The following is a 14892-nucleotide window of genomic DNA, read 5'->3' on the forward strand; positions in this document are numbered from 1 at the left end:
CTGACAGCAGCTCCTGCCGGTGCCTTGGCTCTGCAGCGCCCGATGGTGGTTGCCGGCCAGCGGCCGGCATGACCGCTATTCGAACGAACCGACCGAGTCGTGGGCCAGGTTGTCGAAGCGGGTGTACTCACCGAAGAACTTCAGTTTGCACGAGCCGGTCGGGCCACCACGGTGCTTGCCGATGATGATTTCGGCCAGGCCCTTGTCCGGCGAGTTTTCCTTGTTGTAGTAGTCGTCGCGGTAGATGAACACGATCATGTCCGCGTCCTGCTCGATTGCGCCCGATTCGCGAAGGTCGGCCATCACCGGGCGCTTGTCGGTACGCGTTTCCAGCGAGCGGTTGAGCTGCGACAGCGCGATCACCGGCACGTTCAGTTCCTTGGCCAGGCCCTTCAGCGAACGCGAGATTTCCGAGATTTCGGTCGCGCGGTTCTCGCTGTTGCCCGGCACGCTCATCAGCTGCAGGTAATCGATCACCACCAGGCCCAGGTCATGCTCGCGCTTGAGGCGGCGGCACTTGGAACGCAGCACTTCAGGCGACACGCCCGGCGTGTCGTCGATGAAGATCTTGGTTTCCTTCAGCATCTTGATCGCGCTGGTGACGCGGCTCCAGTCCTCGTCTTCCAGCTGGCCGGTACGCAGGCGCTGCGCGTTGATGCGTCCATTGGAGGAAATCAGGCGCATCGCCAGCTGCGACGCCGACATTTCCATCGAGAACACCGCCACGCCCTTCTTCGACTTGATCGCCGCGTACTCGGCGATGTTCAGCGCGAAGGTGGTCTTGCCCATTGCCGGGCGCGCCGCGAGGATGATCAGGTCGGTCGGCTGCAGGCCAGCGGTCATCGCGTCGAAATCGTTGTAACCGGTCGGCAGGCCGGTGATGTTGCCGCCGTTCTCGAAGCGGTTGCGCAGCTCCTCGAAGGCATCCTTCAGTGCACCGGGCATGGCCACGAAATCGGTACGGCCACGCGCACCCTGTTCGGCGATTGCAAACACGCTCTTTTCCGCCGAGGCCAGCAGCTCGCTGCTGTCACGCCCCTCCGGCTGGAAACCGTCGTTGACGATGTCGGTGCCGACCTGGATCAGCTGCCGCAGCACCGCTTTGTCGCGCACGATCTCGGCGTAGGCCACGATGTTGGCAGCTGACGGCGTGGTACTGGCCAGTTCGATCAGGTAGGCGCCGTCACCCACCAGTTCCATCTTGCCCTGCGATTCAAACCACTCGCCCAGCGTCACCGCGTCGAACGGCCGTTCGCGCTCGGACAGCTCGCGGATCGCACGATAGATCATCTGGTGATCGCGACGATAGAAGTCGCTTTCGGTCAGCTGGTCGTTGACACGGTCATACGCCTCGGGCGCCAGCATCAGGCCCCCCAGCACCGCCTGCTCGGCTTCCACCGAATGGGGCGGTACCCGCAACTGGTCGATGCGCGACTCGTCGCGATCGCGATCGAAGCCATCACCGCGCTCTCTGCGGTTGGAACGGAAGCCGGGACGAGCGGACATGCTGCGGTGTTTCCTGCAAAAGTGGGCCAGACGAGTGTAGGCATGTGCCGACCCCGGCAGCCATGGACAAGCCTGTGGATAAGCCGTGGAAAAACGGGGGATATCCGCCGGTACCTGGCCAGACTGGCGTGAAAGCGTCGCACTGCCTGCGACGGGCGCCGTTGCGGCGCCCGAGCGGGACATTATCGCAGATCAACGCCCTGGGGTCGGATCCCCTGCGACGCAGGGGACTCTGACCCCGCAGGCGTCAATCGCCCTTGACGTGCACTGCGATCAACGCCAGGAACCGGTCCACGTAGCCCTGCAGGAACTTCTGCGTGCCTTCGTTGTGGATCGTGCCATCGGCATCGATCAGGCCGTCCTTGAAGTGGATGAATGCCTCGGGCTGGCCCAGCACATGCATGTCCAGGAAGGCCAGGCTGTTGCGCAGGTGCTGCTGGGCCACGGCGGTACCGATCTGGCCGATGGAGGCGCCGATCACCGCCGCCGGCTTGCCGGCAAACGCACTGTCACCGTACGGGCGCGATCCGATATCGATGGCGTTCTTGAGCACGCCGGGCACCGACCGGTTGTACTCGGGTGTCACGAACAGCACCGCGTCGGCGGCGCGCACCTGATCCTTCAGCCGGGTGCCCTGCGGCGGATAATCAGCGTCGAAATCCTGGTCGTACAACGGCAGATCGCCGATCTGCACGTACTGGAAGCGCGCGCGATCACCGGCGAGCTTCTCCAGCGCATGGGCCAGCTTGCGGTTGCAGGAATCCTTGCGCAGGCTGCCAACGAACACGGCGATGGTGGGGACGGACATCGGGACATACTCCTCACGGTGCGGGAGGCCCAGCCTAGTCGCCAGGCCCGTGCCATCCGGTGAAGATCAGCCGCCGGTCACGCCGGTCCGCGCCTGCCGCCAATGCGCCTGCCAGGCCTGGAACATCAGCACGTTCCACAAGTGGGTATGCCACTTGCGCTGCCCCGCCAGGAACTGCTGCCACAGCGGCTGCACCGCCGCCGCCGACAGCACGCCCTCACGCTCCAGCCGCGCCGGCTGCAGCAGGTCCTCTGCCCAGGGTCGCAGGTCGCCCTTCAACCAGTCACTGACCGGTGCTCCAAAACCGCGCTTGGGACGGTGCACCATTGAATGCGGCACGTAACGGCCCAGCACGCGCTTGAGCAGCACCTTGCTGGTCGTCTCACTGCGCTTGAAGCCCAGCGGCAGCGACCAGGCGAACTCGGCCACGCGCCAGTCCAGCAATGGCGCGCGCGCCTCCAGGCTGACTGCCATCGAGGTCCGGTCGACCTTGCACAACAGGTCATCGGGCAGGTAGGTCACGAAATCGGCCAGCATCATCGCGTCGGCCGGTGTCCCCGCGCCGTGCAGCGGATCGGCCAGGTCGTAGAAGCTGCCGGCCGCCTGCGCACCGGGTACCGCCGCGGCAGGGTCGCGCCAGCGCGAGATGCGGTTGCGGTAGACGTCGCCGATGCCACGTGCGCCTGTCTCGGCCAGCAGCGCCGCCAGGCCACCGGTCCGCGAGGCCTCGCCCTGCTGCTGCGAGCGAGCGCCCATCCAGCGCCGCAGCGGCCCCGGCACGCGTCCGAGCATCTGCCAGTTGCGCAGCGCGCGTACATAGCGGGTGTAGCCGAAGAACAGCTCATCGCCACCGTCGCCGGACAGCGCGACGGTCACGCCCTGCCGTGCCAGCCGTGCCACCAGCGCGGTCGGCACCTGCGACGCATCGGCAAAAGGTTCATCGAACATCGCCGGCAACTGCGGCACCACCGCCAGCGCGTCGGCGCCACTGACGTACAACTCGGTGTGATCACAGCCGAGATGAGCCGCCAGCTCCCTGGCCAGCGGAGCTTCGTCATGTCCCGAGTCGGTGAAGCCGATGCTGAAACTATGCACCGGCTGCCCGCTCTGCGCCTGCATCAGCGCTGCCACCAGCGATGAGTCCGTGCCGCCGGACAGGAACACGCCGACCGGCACGTCGGCCACCATGCGCAGCGCCACCGCATCGCGCAGCAGCGTATCCAGCTGTTCCTCGGCCTCCTCGATGCGGCCCTGGAACGGGGCGGCCAACGCCGCCTGCATGCGTGCGCGCGCATCCCAGTACGGGCGCTGCGCCTGCTCCGGGCGGTGTGCCGCGGCGCCTGCGGCCACAGCCGCTGCATCCAGCCGCAGCACCCGGCCCGGCATCAGCTTGTAGCAGCGCTGGTGGATACTGTGCGGCGCCGGGATGTAATCCAGCCGCAGCAGCAAGGTGAGCGCATCGCGGTCGATGTCGTTGTCGAACGCCGGGTGTTGCCAGAGCGCCTTCAGTTCCGAACCGAACACCAGCGTGTCGCCGGCCCAGCCGTAGTACAGCGGCTTCTTGCCGACGCGGTCGCGGGCCAGCCACAGGCAACGATCCTGACGGTCCCACAGCGCGATGGCGAACATGCCGTTGCAGCGCTGCAGGGTGTCTTCGACGCCCCACTGCAGGATTGCCGCCAGCAGTACTTCGGTGTCGGAATGGCCGCGGAAGGTGTGCCCCAGCGGCTCCAGCTGTTCACGCAGGGCCGCGAAATTGTAGACCTCGCCGTTGTAGGCCATCACGTAGCGGCCGTCCGCCGAGGCCATCGGCTGGTGGCCCAGCGGGGACAGGTCGAGGATGCTAAGGCGTCGATGCGCCAGCGCGATGCCCGCCTCGGCATCGACCCAGCTGCCGCCATCATCCGGCCCGCGATGGTGCAGCGCCTGGCCCATGGCCAGCGCCTGCGCCTGCAGCGCCTCGGCCGACGCCAGCGGCGCCGGCAACAACATTCCCGCCAATCCACACATGCATCAGGGTTCCTGCGCCAGGTCGAGGGCGGCGCCAATCACCGCATTGTCGCTTGGAAGCCCGAACATTGCTGCCCCTGCCAGCGGCGTGTAGGTGTCGGCGCCACAGACGCGGCGCAGCGGCAGGTGACCAAAGCCGGCCTCGACCAGTGCCGTGACCACGCCCTCACCCACTCCGCCGCTGTGGCGGCCTTCGTCCAGCACCAGCACCCGCCGCGCGCTCGCGGCCTGGGCCGCGATGAAGCCGGCATCCAACGGTACCAGCCAGCGCAGGTCGACCACCCGCACCTGCCAGCCCAGCTGCTGCTCGATCGCCCGCGCCGCGCGCAACGCCATCGGCACGCCATTGCCATAGGTGTAGATCACCAGGTCTCCGGCCTCTGGTGCATACACCCGGCCCTCGCCCGGCACCAGCGCCTGGCCCTGTGCCGGGTAGTCGAACAGCCACTGGCCATCCCCTGCTTCGTGCAGGTCCTTGCTCATGTACAGCGCGATCGGCTCCAGGAACACCGCCACGCGCCCATCCACCCGCGCCAATGCGGCCAGCGTGCGCAGCATCATCACCGCATCGTCACCGCGCGAGGGGCAGCCGACCACCAGCCCGGGGATGTCGCGCAACGCGGTGATCGAGTTGTCGTTGTGGAAGTGCCCGCCGAAACCCTTCTGATAGCCCAGCCCGGCCACCCGCACCAGCATCGGGTTGCGGTACTGGTCGTTGGAGAAGAACTGCAGCGAACAGGCTTCACCACGCAGCTGGTCGATGGCGTTGTGCAGGTAGGCCAGGTACTGGATCTCCGGAATCGGCAGCATGCCCAGGTTGGCCAGGCCCTGCGCCATGCCCAGGATCATGGTTTCATCCAGCAGCGTGTTGAACACCCGGCGTGGACCGAAGCGGCGCAGCAGATCCTTGGTGACGGTGTAGACACCGCCCTTCTGAGCCACGTCCTCGCCGAACAGCAGGCTCTGCGGATACTTCGCAAGCAGTTCCAGCAGGCCGTGGTTGATCTGGATCGCGAGATGCCGTGGCGCCTGTCGTTCCGGCAAGGCCTCGGTACCGCCATAGAGTGCCTCGCGCGCTTCGTCGGCGACCTCGCGCCGGGCTTCGGCCTGCACCGCTGCGGGCGTATAGGGTGCCAATGGCGCCATGACCTCCTGCAGCGACTGCAGCTTCGCACGGCCTTCGGCATCGGCAGCGGCGGCCATGCAGCGCGCGCGCATCGTCTCGTAGGCCACTTCGATGGCGCCTGCATCCATCCAGCCCGATTCCAGCGCGATCTGCGCCGAGCGCAACAGCGGATCCTGTGCCTCGGCCGCGCACAATTCCGGCAATGCACGCCATTCCACCTCGAAGTCGGTGCCGGCGTGGCCCATCAGGCGCGTGGTGCGCAGATGCAGGAAGGTCGGTCGCCGCGTCCGCCGGCAGTGGTCCACTGCGGCCTGCACCTGGGCGTGCCCAGTGGCCAGGTCGAGGCCATCGGCAAAGAAATAGTCCAGCCCTGGCTGGTGGCTGAAGCGCTCGGCAATCCAGCCGTCCGGCGTCTTCACCGAGATGCCCAGCCCGTTGTCCTCGCAGACGAACAGGATTGGCGCCGGCAGTTTCTGGTAGGCCGCCCACATCGCGGTGTTGAATGCGGTCTGCGCAGTGGCATGGTTGGCCGAGGCGTCGCCGAACGAGCACAGCACGATGCTGTCGGCCGGAATGGGAAGCGCATGGCCCAGCCGCTTGCCACTCTCGATGGCCAGCGCGGTGCCCAGCGCTTTCGGCAGGTGCGAGGCGATGGTCGAGGTCTGCGGCAATACCCACAATGGCTTGCTGCCCCACACCTTGTGCCGGCCGCCACTGGCCGGGTCATCGGCGCTGGCCGCGAATGAAAGCGCCGCATCGCGCAACGGGTCGATGCCCGGCACCTGGCGCGAGCGCTCGACCATGAAGGCGCCGGAGCGATAGTGCAGGAATGCGGGGTCGGTATGCCGGCAGGCCCGCGCCAGCAGCGCGTTGCCTTCATGGCCGGACGACCCGATGGTATAGAAGACCTTGTTCTGCACGCGCAATACGCGCGCCATCAGGTCCAGCTGGCGGCTGGCCAGCTGGGAATCGAACAGCTCACCGAAGGCCGCAGCGCTGAGCGAGCTGCCCGGCAGGATCGGCGCGTCCGGTGCAGGACGTGCGCGCGGTGTGCCTCGCCAGCCACGCACCGCGTCGAGGAAATTGGCGTCGCACACTTCGGCGCGGTTGAGCACGCGCATGCGCGCAGGAATCGGATCTGGGACCACAGCAAACATCGAACACCCTCCGTGTCGTTGTTGCATTCCACCCGGCAACGCCGGGCGCTACCCTGTGGGATCAGGCAGCCTCGAAACGCGCGCGCACCTCGGCGGTCACCGCTGGCATCGCCACGAAGCGCGGCTGCGCGCGCACGCGCTGCAGCCAGGCGCGCACTTCCGGGAAGGGCGCCAGGCTGATGCCGCCCTCGCCTGCGACGTCGGTATAGGCGAACAGCGCAATGTCGGCGATACCGTATGCGCTGCCGGTGAACCACTGCGCTTCGCGCAGGTGCTGCTCCATCACCGCCAGCGCGGTGGCGGCGCGCTCGTGCAGGCGTGGCAGTTCAGCACGGCGCGGTGAATCGGGCGGTGTCCAGCCGCGGATGAAGCGCGCTACCGCCACGCATGGCTCGTGCGTGTACTGCTCGAAGAACATCCAGCTCAATGCCTGCGCGCGTTCCCAACCGTCGGTAGGCAGGTAGGGCGTCCCTTCGGCCAACCAGAACAGGATCGCATTGGATTCAGTCAACACGCGGCCATCGTCGCGGACGATCAACGGCACCTTGGCGTTGGGATTGAGCGCAAGGAACTCGGCGGTGTGGGTCTGGCCATGGGCACTGTCCACTTCCACCCAGCGGTAGCGGCTGCCGAGCTGCTCCAGCAGCAGGCGGACCTTGTGGCAATTGCCGGACACCGACATGCCATGCACCGTCAACGGGACGCGCTCTTCCACCATTGCCTGCTTCCTCGGATCCGGCCGGCGGCCAGCTGCACGCAGTCTGGCAAGCCCGCCGGTGAATGCCAAGCGCGGATGCAGCATGGCAACACGGTAACGCTGGCCGCTGGCCGGCAATCGCACGAATCCTGCCACATCGAGGTTGCCGGCCAGCGGCCGGCACTACCGGCAACGCTCAGCGCACGCGCTGCCGCCACTGTTCTCGCGACTGGCCCCAGATCTGCATCGGCTTGTCGTTGTACGGCGGTGGCAATTCGCCCATGCGCAGCAGCGTGCTGCCCAGCTTGCGCGCGACCGCCCTCGAGTTGTCGTTGTTCTCGGCGATGGTGTGGATCACCTCGTCCCAGCCCAGCGTGTCGAACGCCCAGTCGATGGCGGCAACCGCCGCTTCGGGTGCATAGCCCCGGCCCCAGCTGGCATGCCGAATACCCCAGCCGACCTCGGTTCCAGGCCAGTCCTGCGGCTGCCACGGTCCCATCCGGCCGATCCAGTCACCGCTGGATTTCTCGATCACGCTGAACATCGAGAAGCCGAACAGCTGCCAGGCGCCGGCCAGGCTGCAGAAGCCGCGCCATGCCACTGAGGGCGGTTGAACACCCCCCAGGGTGCGCATCGTTTCCTCGTCGGCACAGAATGCCAGGTACGGTTCGTAGTCCTCGCGCAGCAGCGGGCGCAGGATCAGCCGCTCGGTTTCCAGGCGCAGGTCGAAGATGCTCATGCCGACTCCTTGTCGAAGGGGGCGTCCATCATGGTCGATTCCCTTTGCCCACGGATGAATGCCCGTGCGCACAACGAAACGGGCCGGCATGAGCCGGCCCGTCGGGTGCAGCAGGGTGTTCTGGATTACTGGCGCGTGGCCGCCGTGGCGCCGGCAGCAGCGGTCTGCGTGACCAGCTGGCCATCGACCACCGGCAGGCGATCGCTGGCCGGCTTGTTGTCCATGCGCACGGTCTTCTCGGCGCCATCATAGCGATAGGTCACGTTGTAGCCCTTCACCACATCATTGGTACCCATGGCGATGCGGCTGCCCGGCTTGCTGGCCATGCGCATGGTGCCGGTGGTGCCGTCTTCGTTGCGATAGGTCACGTTGTAACCGGTGACGCGGCTCGACTCGGACGTTGCGGTTTCGGTGTGGCACTGGCGCTCGGTGCGGTTGACCACGCGGCCGCCCACGTGGCGCTTGTCGATCTGGTTGCCGATGAAGCCACCGGCCACCGCACCGGCTGCGGTCGCGGCCTTCTTGCCGTTGCCGCCACCGACCTGGTTGCCGAGCAGGCCACCCACCACCGCGCCAACCACGGTACCGCCAACGTTGCCATCACGCTCCGGCAGGCGTTCCTGCACCGTCACGTCCTGGCAGACCTCGTGCGGAGTCTGGGTGGTGGAGGTCTCGCGCACCGGATCGGTGCCGATCACGGTGGCATAGGCCTTCTGCTTCTCGGTGATCGGGTCGACCTTCAGCACATCGGCATATTCCAGCCCGCGCGGCGCCGACGGGTCAAGCTTGTCACCACGTACGCCATCGTCGGTGGCGTTGCCATCGACCAGGCGCGACTCGCCATTGGGGGTTGCGGCGCTGATGGAGTCGGGCGAGCGGTCGCCACTCTTCATGAAGGCGGCGGTGGCGATGCCACCAACCAGCAGCGCGCCCGCTGCGACCAGGACAGTTGTAGTTGTGCTTTTCATGACCTGCTCCTTGCGGACCATCCGCAACGTTCTCGGGACAGATTGCAGCACGCGCTGCCTGAACGGAATCTCCACATTTCCTGCTCATTGCTGTAACCCATTCAGCATCGGGAAATGCAGGGCCCGTGGTAGCGTTTGCATATTCCCCACGAGGATCCCCGCCATGGCCAACCCGATGCTGCTGCCAGTACTGCAATGGGCGCGCCGGCTGCGCTACCCCACCCTGTTCAAGCTCACCGCCGGCCTGTTCGTGCTGACGCTGTTCATCCCGGACCCGATCCCGTTCATCGATGAGCTGGTGCTGGGCTTCGGCACGCTGCTGCTGGCGAACTGGAAGAGCCGCAACGCCACCACGCCACCGCCGCTGGAACAGCGTTGAGCGTGCTGGTCGACAGCCACTGTCATCTCGACGCGAGCGCGTTCGACCCTGACCGTGCCGCGGTGATCGAGCGGGCGCAGGCCGTGGGTGTGCGCCAACAGGTGGTGCCCGCGGTCACCGCTGCCAGCTGGCCGAAACTGCGCGAGGTCTGCCAGCAGGCGCCCGGGCTGTACCCGGCCTTCGGCCTGCACCCGGTGTTCCTGGCCGATCACCAGCCTGGGCACCTGCCACTGCTGCGCGAGTGGATCGAGCGCGAACGCCCCTGCGCGATCGGCGAATGCGGCCTCGACTTCTTCGTCGAAGGACTGGATGCCGAGGCTCAACAGGCGTATTTCATCGGCCAGCTGGAACTGGCCCGAGAATTCGATCTGCCGGTGATCGTGCACGCGCGACGCGCGGTGGATGCGGTGATCGCCGCGATCCGTCGCGTCGGCGGCCTGCGCGGCGTGGTGCACAGTTTTTCCGGCAGCCCCGAACAGGCCGCGCAACTGCACAGGCACGGCTTCCTGCTGGGCCTTGGCGGTCCGCTGACCTACGAGCGGGCGCAGCGCCTGCAACGGCTGGTACGCGGGATGCCGCTGGAGCAGCTGCTGCTGGAAACCGACGCGCCCGACCAGCCCGACGCAGGGGTCCGCGGCCAGCGCAACGAACCGGCACGGCTGGCAACCATTGCCCGGCACGTGGCCGCGCTGCGCGGAATGGAGCTGGAGGCCCTGGCACAGGCCACGACAGAGAATGCACGGCGGCTGTTCGCGCTGCCGGCAAAGTGACGGCGGGGGCCCGACCTTGACCGGCACGCTGTAACGACGGCGACGAACCCGATGCCGGCCAGCGGCCGGCACCACCGTCACGCGTCGGCGTAGGCCTCGGTCACCTCGGTTTTCGCCTTCTTCGGCTCCAGCAGCATCTCAAGCGCCTTGCCCACCGCCGCAAAGGCGAACGCGCCGGTGATGTGGGTCGCCGCGCCCAGACCGGCGCCGCAGTCCAGCTTCAACGCCGCATCGGCACCCAGGTTCGGACGAATGCCGCAGACGCTGCCATCGGCCTGCGGGTACTTCACATTCTCCAGCGAATACACGGCCGGCACGCCGAAATAGCGCTTGGCGTTCTTCGGGAAGTTGAACTCGCTGCGCAGCTTCTTGCGGATCAGCGCCAGCATGGCGTCGTGCTCGGTGCGCGAGACGTCGCGGATACGTACCAGGGTCGGGTCGGTGCGGCCACCGGCAGCGCCGACGGTCAGCAGCGGCAGCTTGCGGCGGCGGCACCAGGCGATCGTCTCGACCTTGACCCGGAAGCTGTCGCAGGCATCGATCACCAGATCGAACCCGCGGTCCAGCAGCTCAGCCATGTTGGACATCGTCAGGAATGCCTGCACGGCATCGACGTCGATCCCCGGATTGATCGCACGGCAGCGCTCGGCCATCGCCTCGGCCTTGTTGCGCCCGTAATTGCCTTCCATCGCCGGCAGCTGCCGGTTGGTGTTGGACACGCAGATGTCGTCGGCATCGATCAGGGTCAGATGACCGACCGCCGAACGGGCCAGCGCCTCCACCACCCACGAGCCGACGCCGCCCATGCCGACCACCGCCACGCGGCTGCCCTGCAGGCGCTCGAGCGCACCCACGCCATACAGCCGTTCGATGCCGGCAAAGCGTTGTTTGACCTGTTCGTTCATCGGGCTATTTTAACGTGCAGGTGCCAGCCCCCAAAGCACGCCGGCGTCGAACCCACCGTTGCACGCCCGGAGAGCCCGCATGAACGCCAGCCCGCCCCGCCGCCTGTCCCCTGCCCATCGCTACCTGTTCGTACTGTGCCTGGGCCTGCTGATCGGCCTGGTCGCCACGGTGATGGTAGGCCGCGCCCTGCAGGCGCGTCGCGACCCGTTCCCGGACAGCCTGATGCAGGTGATGCAGCGGCAGTCGCAGCTGCTGCAGCGGGCCCAGCAGCAGAACCGCTGCAGCCTGGCCGACAGCGTGCCGCGGCTGCAGGCGCTACGCCTGTTGTCCAATGACCTGGACCTGGCGTTTCCCGGGCTGAAGGACAGCACGCAGTTCCAGCAGCACGCCAGCCGACTTCGCGGCAACCTCAACACGGCGCTGGCTGCACCGCCAGGCGACTGCAGGGCCTTGGCCCAGCTCGTGGAAACGCTGCAGGCCGATTGCCGGGCCTGCCACCAGGATTTCCGCTGAGGCGCGTTCATCCTGCAGCCGGGCATCGGGTGCGTGGTTGGCGCGTTGTTCACGTTCGAAGGGAGAGGATTCGTCCACCCTGCTGCATGACGCAGTACCACCCAACATACCCGCCTTCACGGCCAGGAGACGCCCCATGAAGATCCAGCTCATCGCCGCCAGCGCCATTGCTACCCTCGCGCTGGCCGGTTGTGCCACCTCGCCCGGTTACAGTGGCGGTGGTTACAACAACGGCTACAACAACGGCGGCTACGGCAACAACGGCGGCTACAACCAGGGCCGCTGCGCGGACTGTGGCATCGTCACCCGCATCAATACCGTGCCCTCGGGCCGCACCGCGCCCAGCGCGACCGGCGCGATCCTCGGCGGCATCGTTGGCGCCGTGGCCGGCCATGAAATCTCCGACCACACCGGTGGCAGCCGTGGCAACAAGAACATTGCCGCCGCTGCAGGCGCAGTCGGTGGCGCCCTGGCCGGCAACCAGATCCAGAAGAACGTGACCAGCGATACCTACGACATCAGCGTGCGCATGGATGATGGCCGCACCATCGTGGTCAATCAGCGTGACCTGGGTGGCATCCGTGAGAACACCTATGTGCGCGTGGTCAACGGCAAGGTCATCCTGCGCTGACCTGCAGCGGGCCAAAGGCAAAGAAAAAGGCCCGCTTGCGCGGGCCTTTTTTCATGCCGACGGACGGCAGGTGTTACATCGGCTGGACCTTGTCAGCCTGCAGGCCCTTCTGGCCCTGCACGACTTCAAAGCTCACACTCTGGCCTTCCTTGAGGCTCTTGAAGCCCTGGGTCTCGATGGCGCGGAAGTGCACGAACACGTCCTCGCCATTCTGCCGGCTGATGAAGCCGAAGCCCTTCGCATCATTGAACCACTTTACGGTACCGGTCTCGCGATCAGCCATCTCACTAACTCCCTTTGACTCTCTCTTGTTGTTGGAAACGCCTGGTGGGCGGCTGACAAGCAAGGGGGAAGCGAGGTGCATCGATGCAGCGGATCGGGAAGATCTTGCTTCATCAGGCCACGATCCACGGTGACCTTGCCAAGCTCAGCGACTGCAACTTAACCCGGCCAAAACGAAAAAGCAACTGGCAAAATCTTTCACTGTCAACCCCAAAACGGACTCCATACGGGACAGCATGGGACTCTCATTCATCTTGTATCTGCTAGCGGTCATTTTTGTCCTGATAGGCATCGCCGGCGTCATCCTGCCGGCCCTCCCGGGCATCCCGCTGGTGTTCATCGGACTGCTGCTGGCCGCCTGGGCCGACGGCTTTGCCCACGTCGGCTGGCCTACCCTGGTCGCGCTTGGGGTACTGACCCTGCTTTCGCTGCTGGTGGACGTGCTGGCCACGGTGGTCGGCGCGCAGCGTGTCGGTGCCAGCCGCAAGGCGCTGTGGGGAACCTTCGTCGGCAGCATCGTCGGCCTGTTCTTCATGCCCATCGGCCTGTTCGCCGGACCGCTGGTCGGTGCCCTGCTCGGCGAGTACTGGCACACCCGCGAACTCGGCCGCTCGACCAGGGTCGGTCTGGCCACCTGGCTCGGCATCCTGCTTGGCCTGGCACTGAAACTGGCGGTCGTGATCGCGATGCTGGGCCTGTTCGCGTTCGCCTGGTTCTTCTGAGCCACCGGGCCTTCACGCCACGCGCACGCTGTGACCGTGCATAAACCGTGGGGCTGGCCGCGATCCGGCACAGCCGCCACACTGTGTGATTCCCGAATTCATCGAAGGGCCTGCTGCAATGACCCTCCCCACGCTGTCTCCCCGTCTGGCGCCGCTGGCGCTTGCCCTGGCCAGTGCACCGCTGGCTGCGCAGGAGTTCGCGCCTACCGCCGATACCTCACCGGCCGCCTGCGCGGCAATTACCACCGACGCGGCCCGGCTGGCCTGCTATGACCGCCTGTTCGGGCATACCCCGGAGGCTACCGCCGCCGCTGATGCTGCCGCCGAAGCGGCTGCACAGGCCCGCCGCGAAGAACGGCAGACCGCGCGCGTGAGCCAGGGCGAGGAAAAGCTGCGCGAGCGGGTGAGCGACCTGTTCCGCCCGGCGACGCCGGACAGCGCGCTGGCCAACGCCGGCCGCGGTTCGCTGCTGGACAGCCGCTGGGAACTGGCCGAGGACTCCAAGCTGGGGCCGTTCCAACTGCGCGCCTACAAGCCGGTGTACCTGCTGCCCGCCTTCTGGACCAGCGATCGCAACACCATGCCGCACTCGCCGAACCCGGCCAACAGCGTAACCACCCCGCAGGTACTCGACAGTGCCGAGCTGAAGTTCCAGATCAGCTTCAAGACCAAGATCGTCGAGAACCTGTTCGGCGACAACGGCGACATCTGGGCCGGCTACACCCAGAGTTCGCGCTGGCAGGCCTACAACAGCGAGGATTCGCGCCCGTTCCGCGAAACCAATTACGAGCCGGAAGTGATGATGGTGTTCCGCAACGGCTACTCGATCGGTGGCTGGCGCGGGCGCATGACCGGCATCGCGCTGAACCACCAGTCCAATGGCCGCGCCGACCCGCTGTCACGCAGCTGGAACCGGGTCATGCTCAACATCGGCCTGGACCGCGAGAACTGGGCGCTGGTGCTGCGTCCCTGGTACCGCATTCCGGAAAGCCGCAGCGAAGACAACAATCCGGACATCGACGATTACATGGGCCGCGGCGACGCTACCCTGACCTGGAACCGCAATGGGCATGAGGTCTCGCTGATGGCGCGCCATTCACTGCGCACCGGAAGCCGTTCGCACGGTGCGCTGCAGCTGGACTACGGCTTCCCGATCAGCAACCTGCTGCGTGGCCATGTGCAGGTCTTCGACGGCTACGGCGAAAGCCTGATCGACTACAACCACAAGGCCACCTACGTGGGTGTGGGCGTGTCTCTGCTGGAGTGGTTCTGATGGACGTGACGATCTGGCACAACCCGGCCTGCAGCAACTCGCGCGGCGCACTGAAACTGATCCGCGATGCGGGCTTCGAGCCGGTGGTGATCGACTACCTGGGCAACCCGCCGGACGCAGCCACGCTGCGCCAGGTACTGGCCGAATCCCGGCTGCACGCACAGGAACTGGTACGCAGCAAGGAGGCGCTGTTCGCCGAACTGGGCCTGGACGGCGCCGACGACGCCACGCTGCTGGCGGCGATGAGCGAACATCCCCGCTTGATCAATCGCCCCGTGGTGCGCACGACCAAGGGCACGCGGCTGTGCCGCCCACCGGAAACAGTGCTGGAGATCCTGTAGCCCGGAAAAGGGGACGGAGGGAATTAAGTCGTTTGTGCACAAACGACTTAATTCCCTCCGTCCC

The 14892-nt window shown here is 66.5% G+C and carries 16 protein-coding genes; 7 read left to right on the forward strand and 9 right to left on the reverse strand.

The window, feature by feature from the left end; all coding sequences use genetic code 11:
* Nucleotides 1-75: 75 nt before the first annotated feature.
* From PEM_RS11200 to PEM_RS11230, 7 genes are all read right to left on the reverse strand, one after another.
* Nucleotides 76-1506 carry a replicative DNA helicase gene (locus PEM_RS11200; protein WP_005417526.1) on the reverse strand — a complete coding sequence of 477 codons (1431 nt, stop codon included), beginning with the start codon at nucleotides 1504-1506 and terminating at the stop codon, nucleotides 76-78.
* Nucleotides 1507-1753: 247 nt separating this feature from the next.
* Nucleotides 1754-2314, reverse strand: a complete 561-nt coding sequence (locus tag PEM_RS11205; RefSeq protein WP_049410520.1) for an NAD(P)H-dependent oxidoreductase — start codon at nucleotides 2312-2314, stop codon at nucleotides 1754-1756.
* A gap of 66 nt (nucleotides 2315-2380) precedes the next feature.
* Entirely contained in the window at nucleotides 2381-4324 is a 1944-nt protein-coding gene (asnB, locus tag PEM_RS11210; protein WP_065196647.1) for an asparagine synthase (glutamine-hydrolyzing), read from the reverse strand.
* 3 nt (nucleotides 4325-4327) lie between these two features.
* Nucleotides 4328-6607, reverse strand: a complete 2280-nt coding sequence (locus tag PEM_RS11215; protein WP_065186071.1) for a transketolase C-terminal domain-containing protein — start codon at nucleotides 6605-6607, stop codon at nucleotides 4328-4330.
* A 61-nt stretch (nucleotides 6608-6668) separates the two neighbouring features.
* Complete coding sequence (locus tag PEM_RS11220) at nucleotides 6669-7325, reverse strand: glutathione S-transferase family protein (RefSeq protein WP_032954328.1); 657 nt, start codon at nucleotides 7323-7325, stop codon at nucleotides 6669-6671.
* A 175-nt stretch (nucleotides 7326-7500) separates the two neighbouring features.
* The gene (locus PEM_RS11225; RefSeq protein WP_005417537.1) at nucleotides 7501-8043 is read right to left on the reverse strand and encodes a GNAT family N-acetyltransferase; all 543 of its coding nucleotides are present in this window, start codon (nucleotides 8041-8043) and stop codon (nucleotides 7501-7503) included.
* A gap of 125 nt (nucleotides 8044-8168) precedes the next feature.
* A complete protein-coding gene (locus PEM_RS11230; protein ID WP_065178309.1) occupies nucleotides 8169-9011 on the reverse strand; it encodes a glycine zipper 2TM domain-containing protein in 843 nt (280 codons plus the stop codon).
* 163 nt (nucleotides 9012-9174) lie between these two features.
* Between PEM_RS11230 and PEM_RS11235 the strand changes: the two genes are divergently transcribed.
* Nucleotides 9175-9390, forward strand: a complete 216-nt coding sequence (locus tag PEM_RS11235) for a DUF6116 family protein (protein ID WP_005417541.1) — start codon at nucleotides 9175-9177, stop codon at nucleotides 9388-9390.
* Nucleotides 9387-10160 carry a TatD family hydrolase gene (locus PEM_RS11240; protein ID WP_111174686.1) on the forward strand — a complete coding sequence of 258 codons (774 nt, stop codon included), beginning with the start codon at nucleotides 9387-9389 and terminating at the stop codon, nucleotides 10158-10160. The genes PEM_RS11235 and PEM_RS11240 overlap by 4 nt, the downstream gene beginning before the upstream one ends.
* A 77-nt stretch (nucleotides 10161-10237) precedes the next feature.
* Here PEM_RS11240 and PEM_RS11245 read toward each other — a convergent pair whose 3' ends face one another.
* The gene (locus tag PEM_RS11245; protein WP_005417543.1) at nucleotides 10238-11065 is read right to left on the reverse strand and encodes a tRNA threonylcarbamoyladenosine dehydratase; all 828 of its coding nucleotides are present in this window, start codon (nucleotides 11063-11065) and stop codon (nucleotides 10238-10240) included.
* Nucleotides 11066-11144: 79 nt separating this feature from the next.
* On the opposite strand from PEM_RS11245, the gene PEM_RS11250 reads away from it, so the two are divergent.
* Nucleotides 11145-11579 (forward strand): cytochrome c, encoded by a 435-nt coding sequence (locus PEM_RS11250; RefSeq protein WP_005417544.1) that lies wholly within the window; start codon nucleotides 11145-11147, stop codon nucleotides 11577-11579.
* Between the two features lie 136 nt (nucleotides 11580-11715).
* Nucleotides 11716-12210, forward strand: a complete 495-nt coding sequence (locus PEM_RS11255; protein ID WP_005417545.1) for a glycine zipper 2TM domain-containing protein — start codon at nucleotides 11716-11718, stop codon at nucleotides 12208-12210.
* 73 nt (nucleotides 12211-12283) lie between these two features.
* Here PEM_RS11255 and PEM_RS11260 read toward each other — a convergent pair whose 3' ends face one another.
* Entirely contained in the window at nucleotides 12284-12493 is a 210-nt protein-coding gene (locus tag PEM_RS11260; protein ID WP_005417546.1) for a cold-shock protein, read from the reverse strand.
* Between the two features lie 235 nt (nucleotides 12494-12728).
* Here PEM_RS11260 and PEM_RS11265 point away from each other — a divergent pair, with 235 nt between their 5' ends.
* The 3 genes from PEM_RS11265 to arsC all read left to right on the forward strand — a co-directional run bounded on the left by PEM_RS11265 (nucleotide 12729) and on the right by arsC (nucleotide 14828).
* Complete coding sequence (locus PEM_RS11265) at nucleotides 12729-13214, forward strand: DUF456 domain-containing protein (protein ID WP_111174687.1); 486 nt, start codon at nucleotides 12729-12731, stop codon at nucleotides 13212-13214.
* Nucleotides 13215-13332: 118 nt separating this feature from the next.
* Nucleotides 13333-14487 carry a phospholipase A gene (locus tag PEM_RS11270; RefSeq protein WP_111174688.1) on the forward strand — a complete coding sequence of 385 codons (1155 nt, stop codon included), beginning with the start codon at nucleotides 13333-13335 and terminating at the stop codon, nucleotides 14485-14487.
* Entirely contained in the window at nucleotides 14487-14828 is a 342-nt protein-coding gene (gene arsC / locus PEM_RS11275) for an arsenate reductase (glutaredoxin) (protein WP_005417554.1), read from the forward strand. The genes PEM_RS11270 and arsC overlap by 1 nt, the downstream gene beginning before the upstream one ends.
* The last annotated feature ends 64 nt before the right edge of the window (nucleotides 14829-14892 follow it).

It is taken from the genome of Stenotrophomonas sp. Pemsol, assembly GCF_003586545.1.
GTDB classification, from domain to species: Bacteria; Pseudomonadota; Gammaproteobacteria; order Xanthomonadales; family Xanthomonadaceae; genus Stenotrophomonas; species Stenotrophomonas sepilia.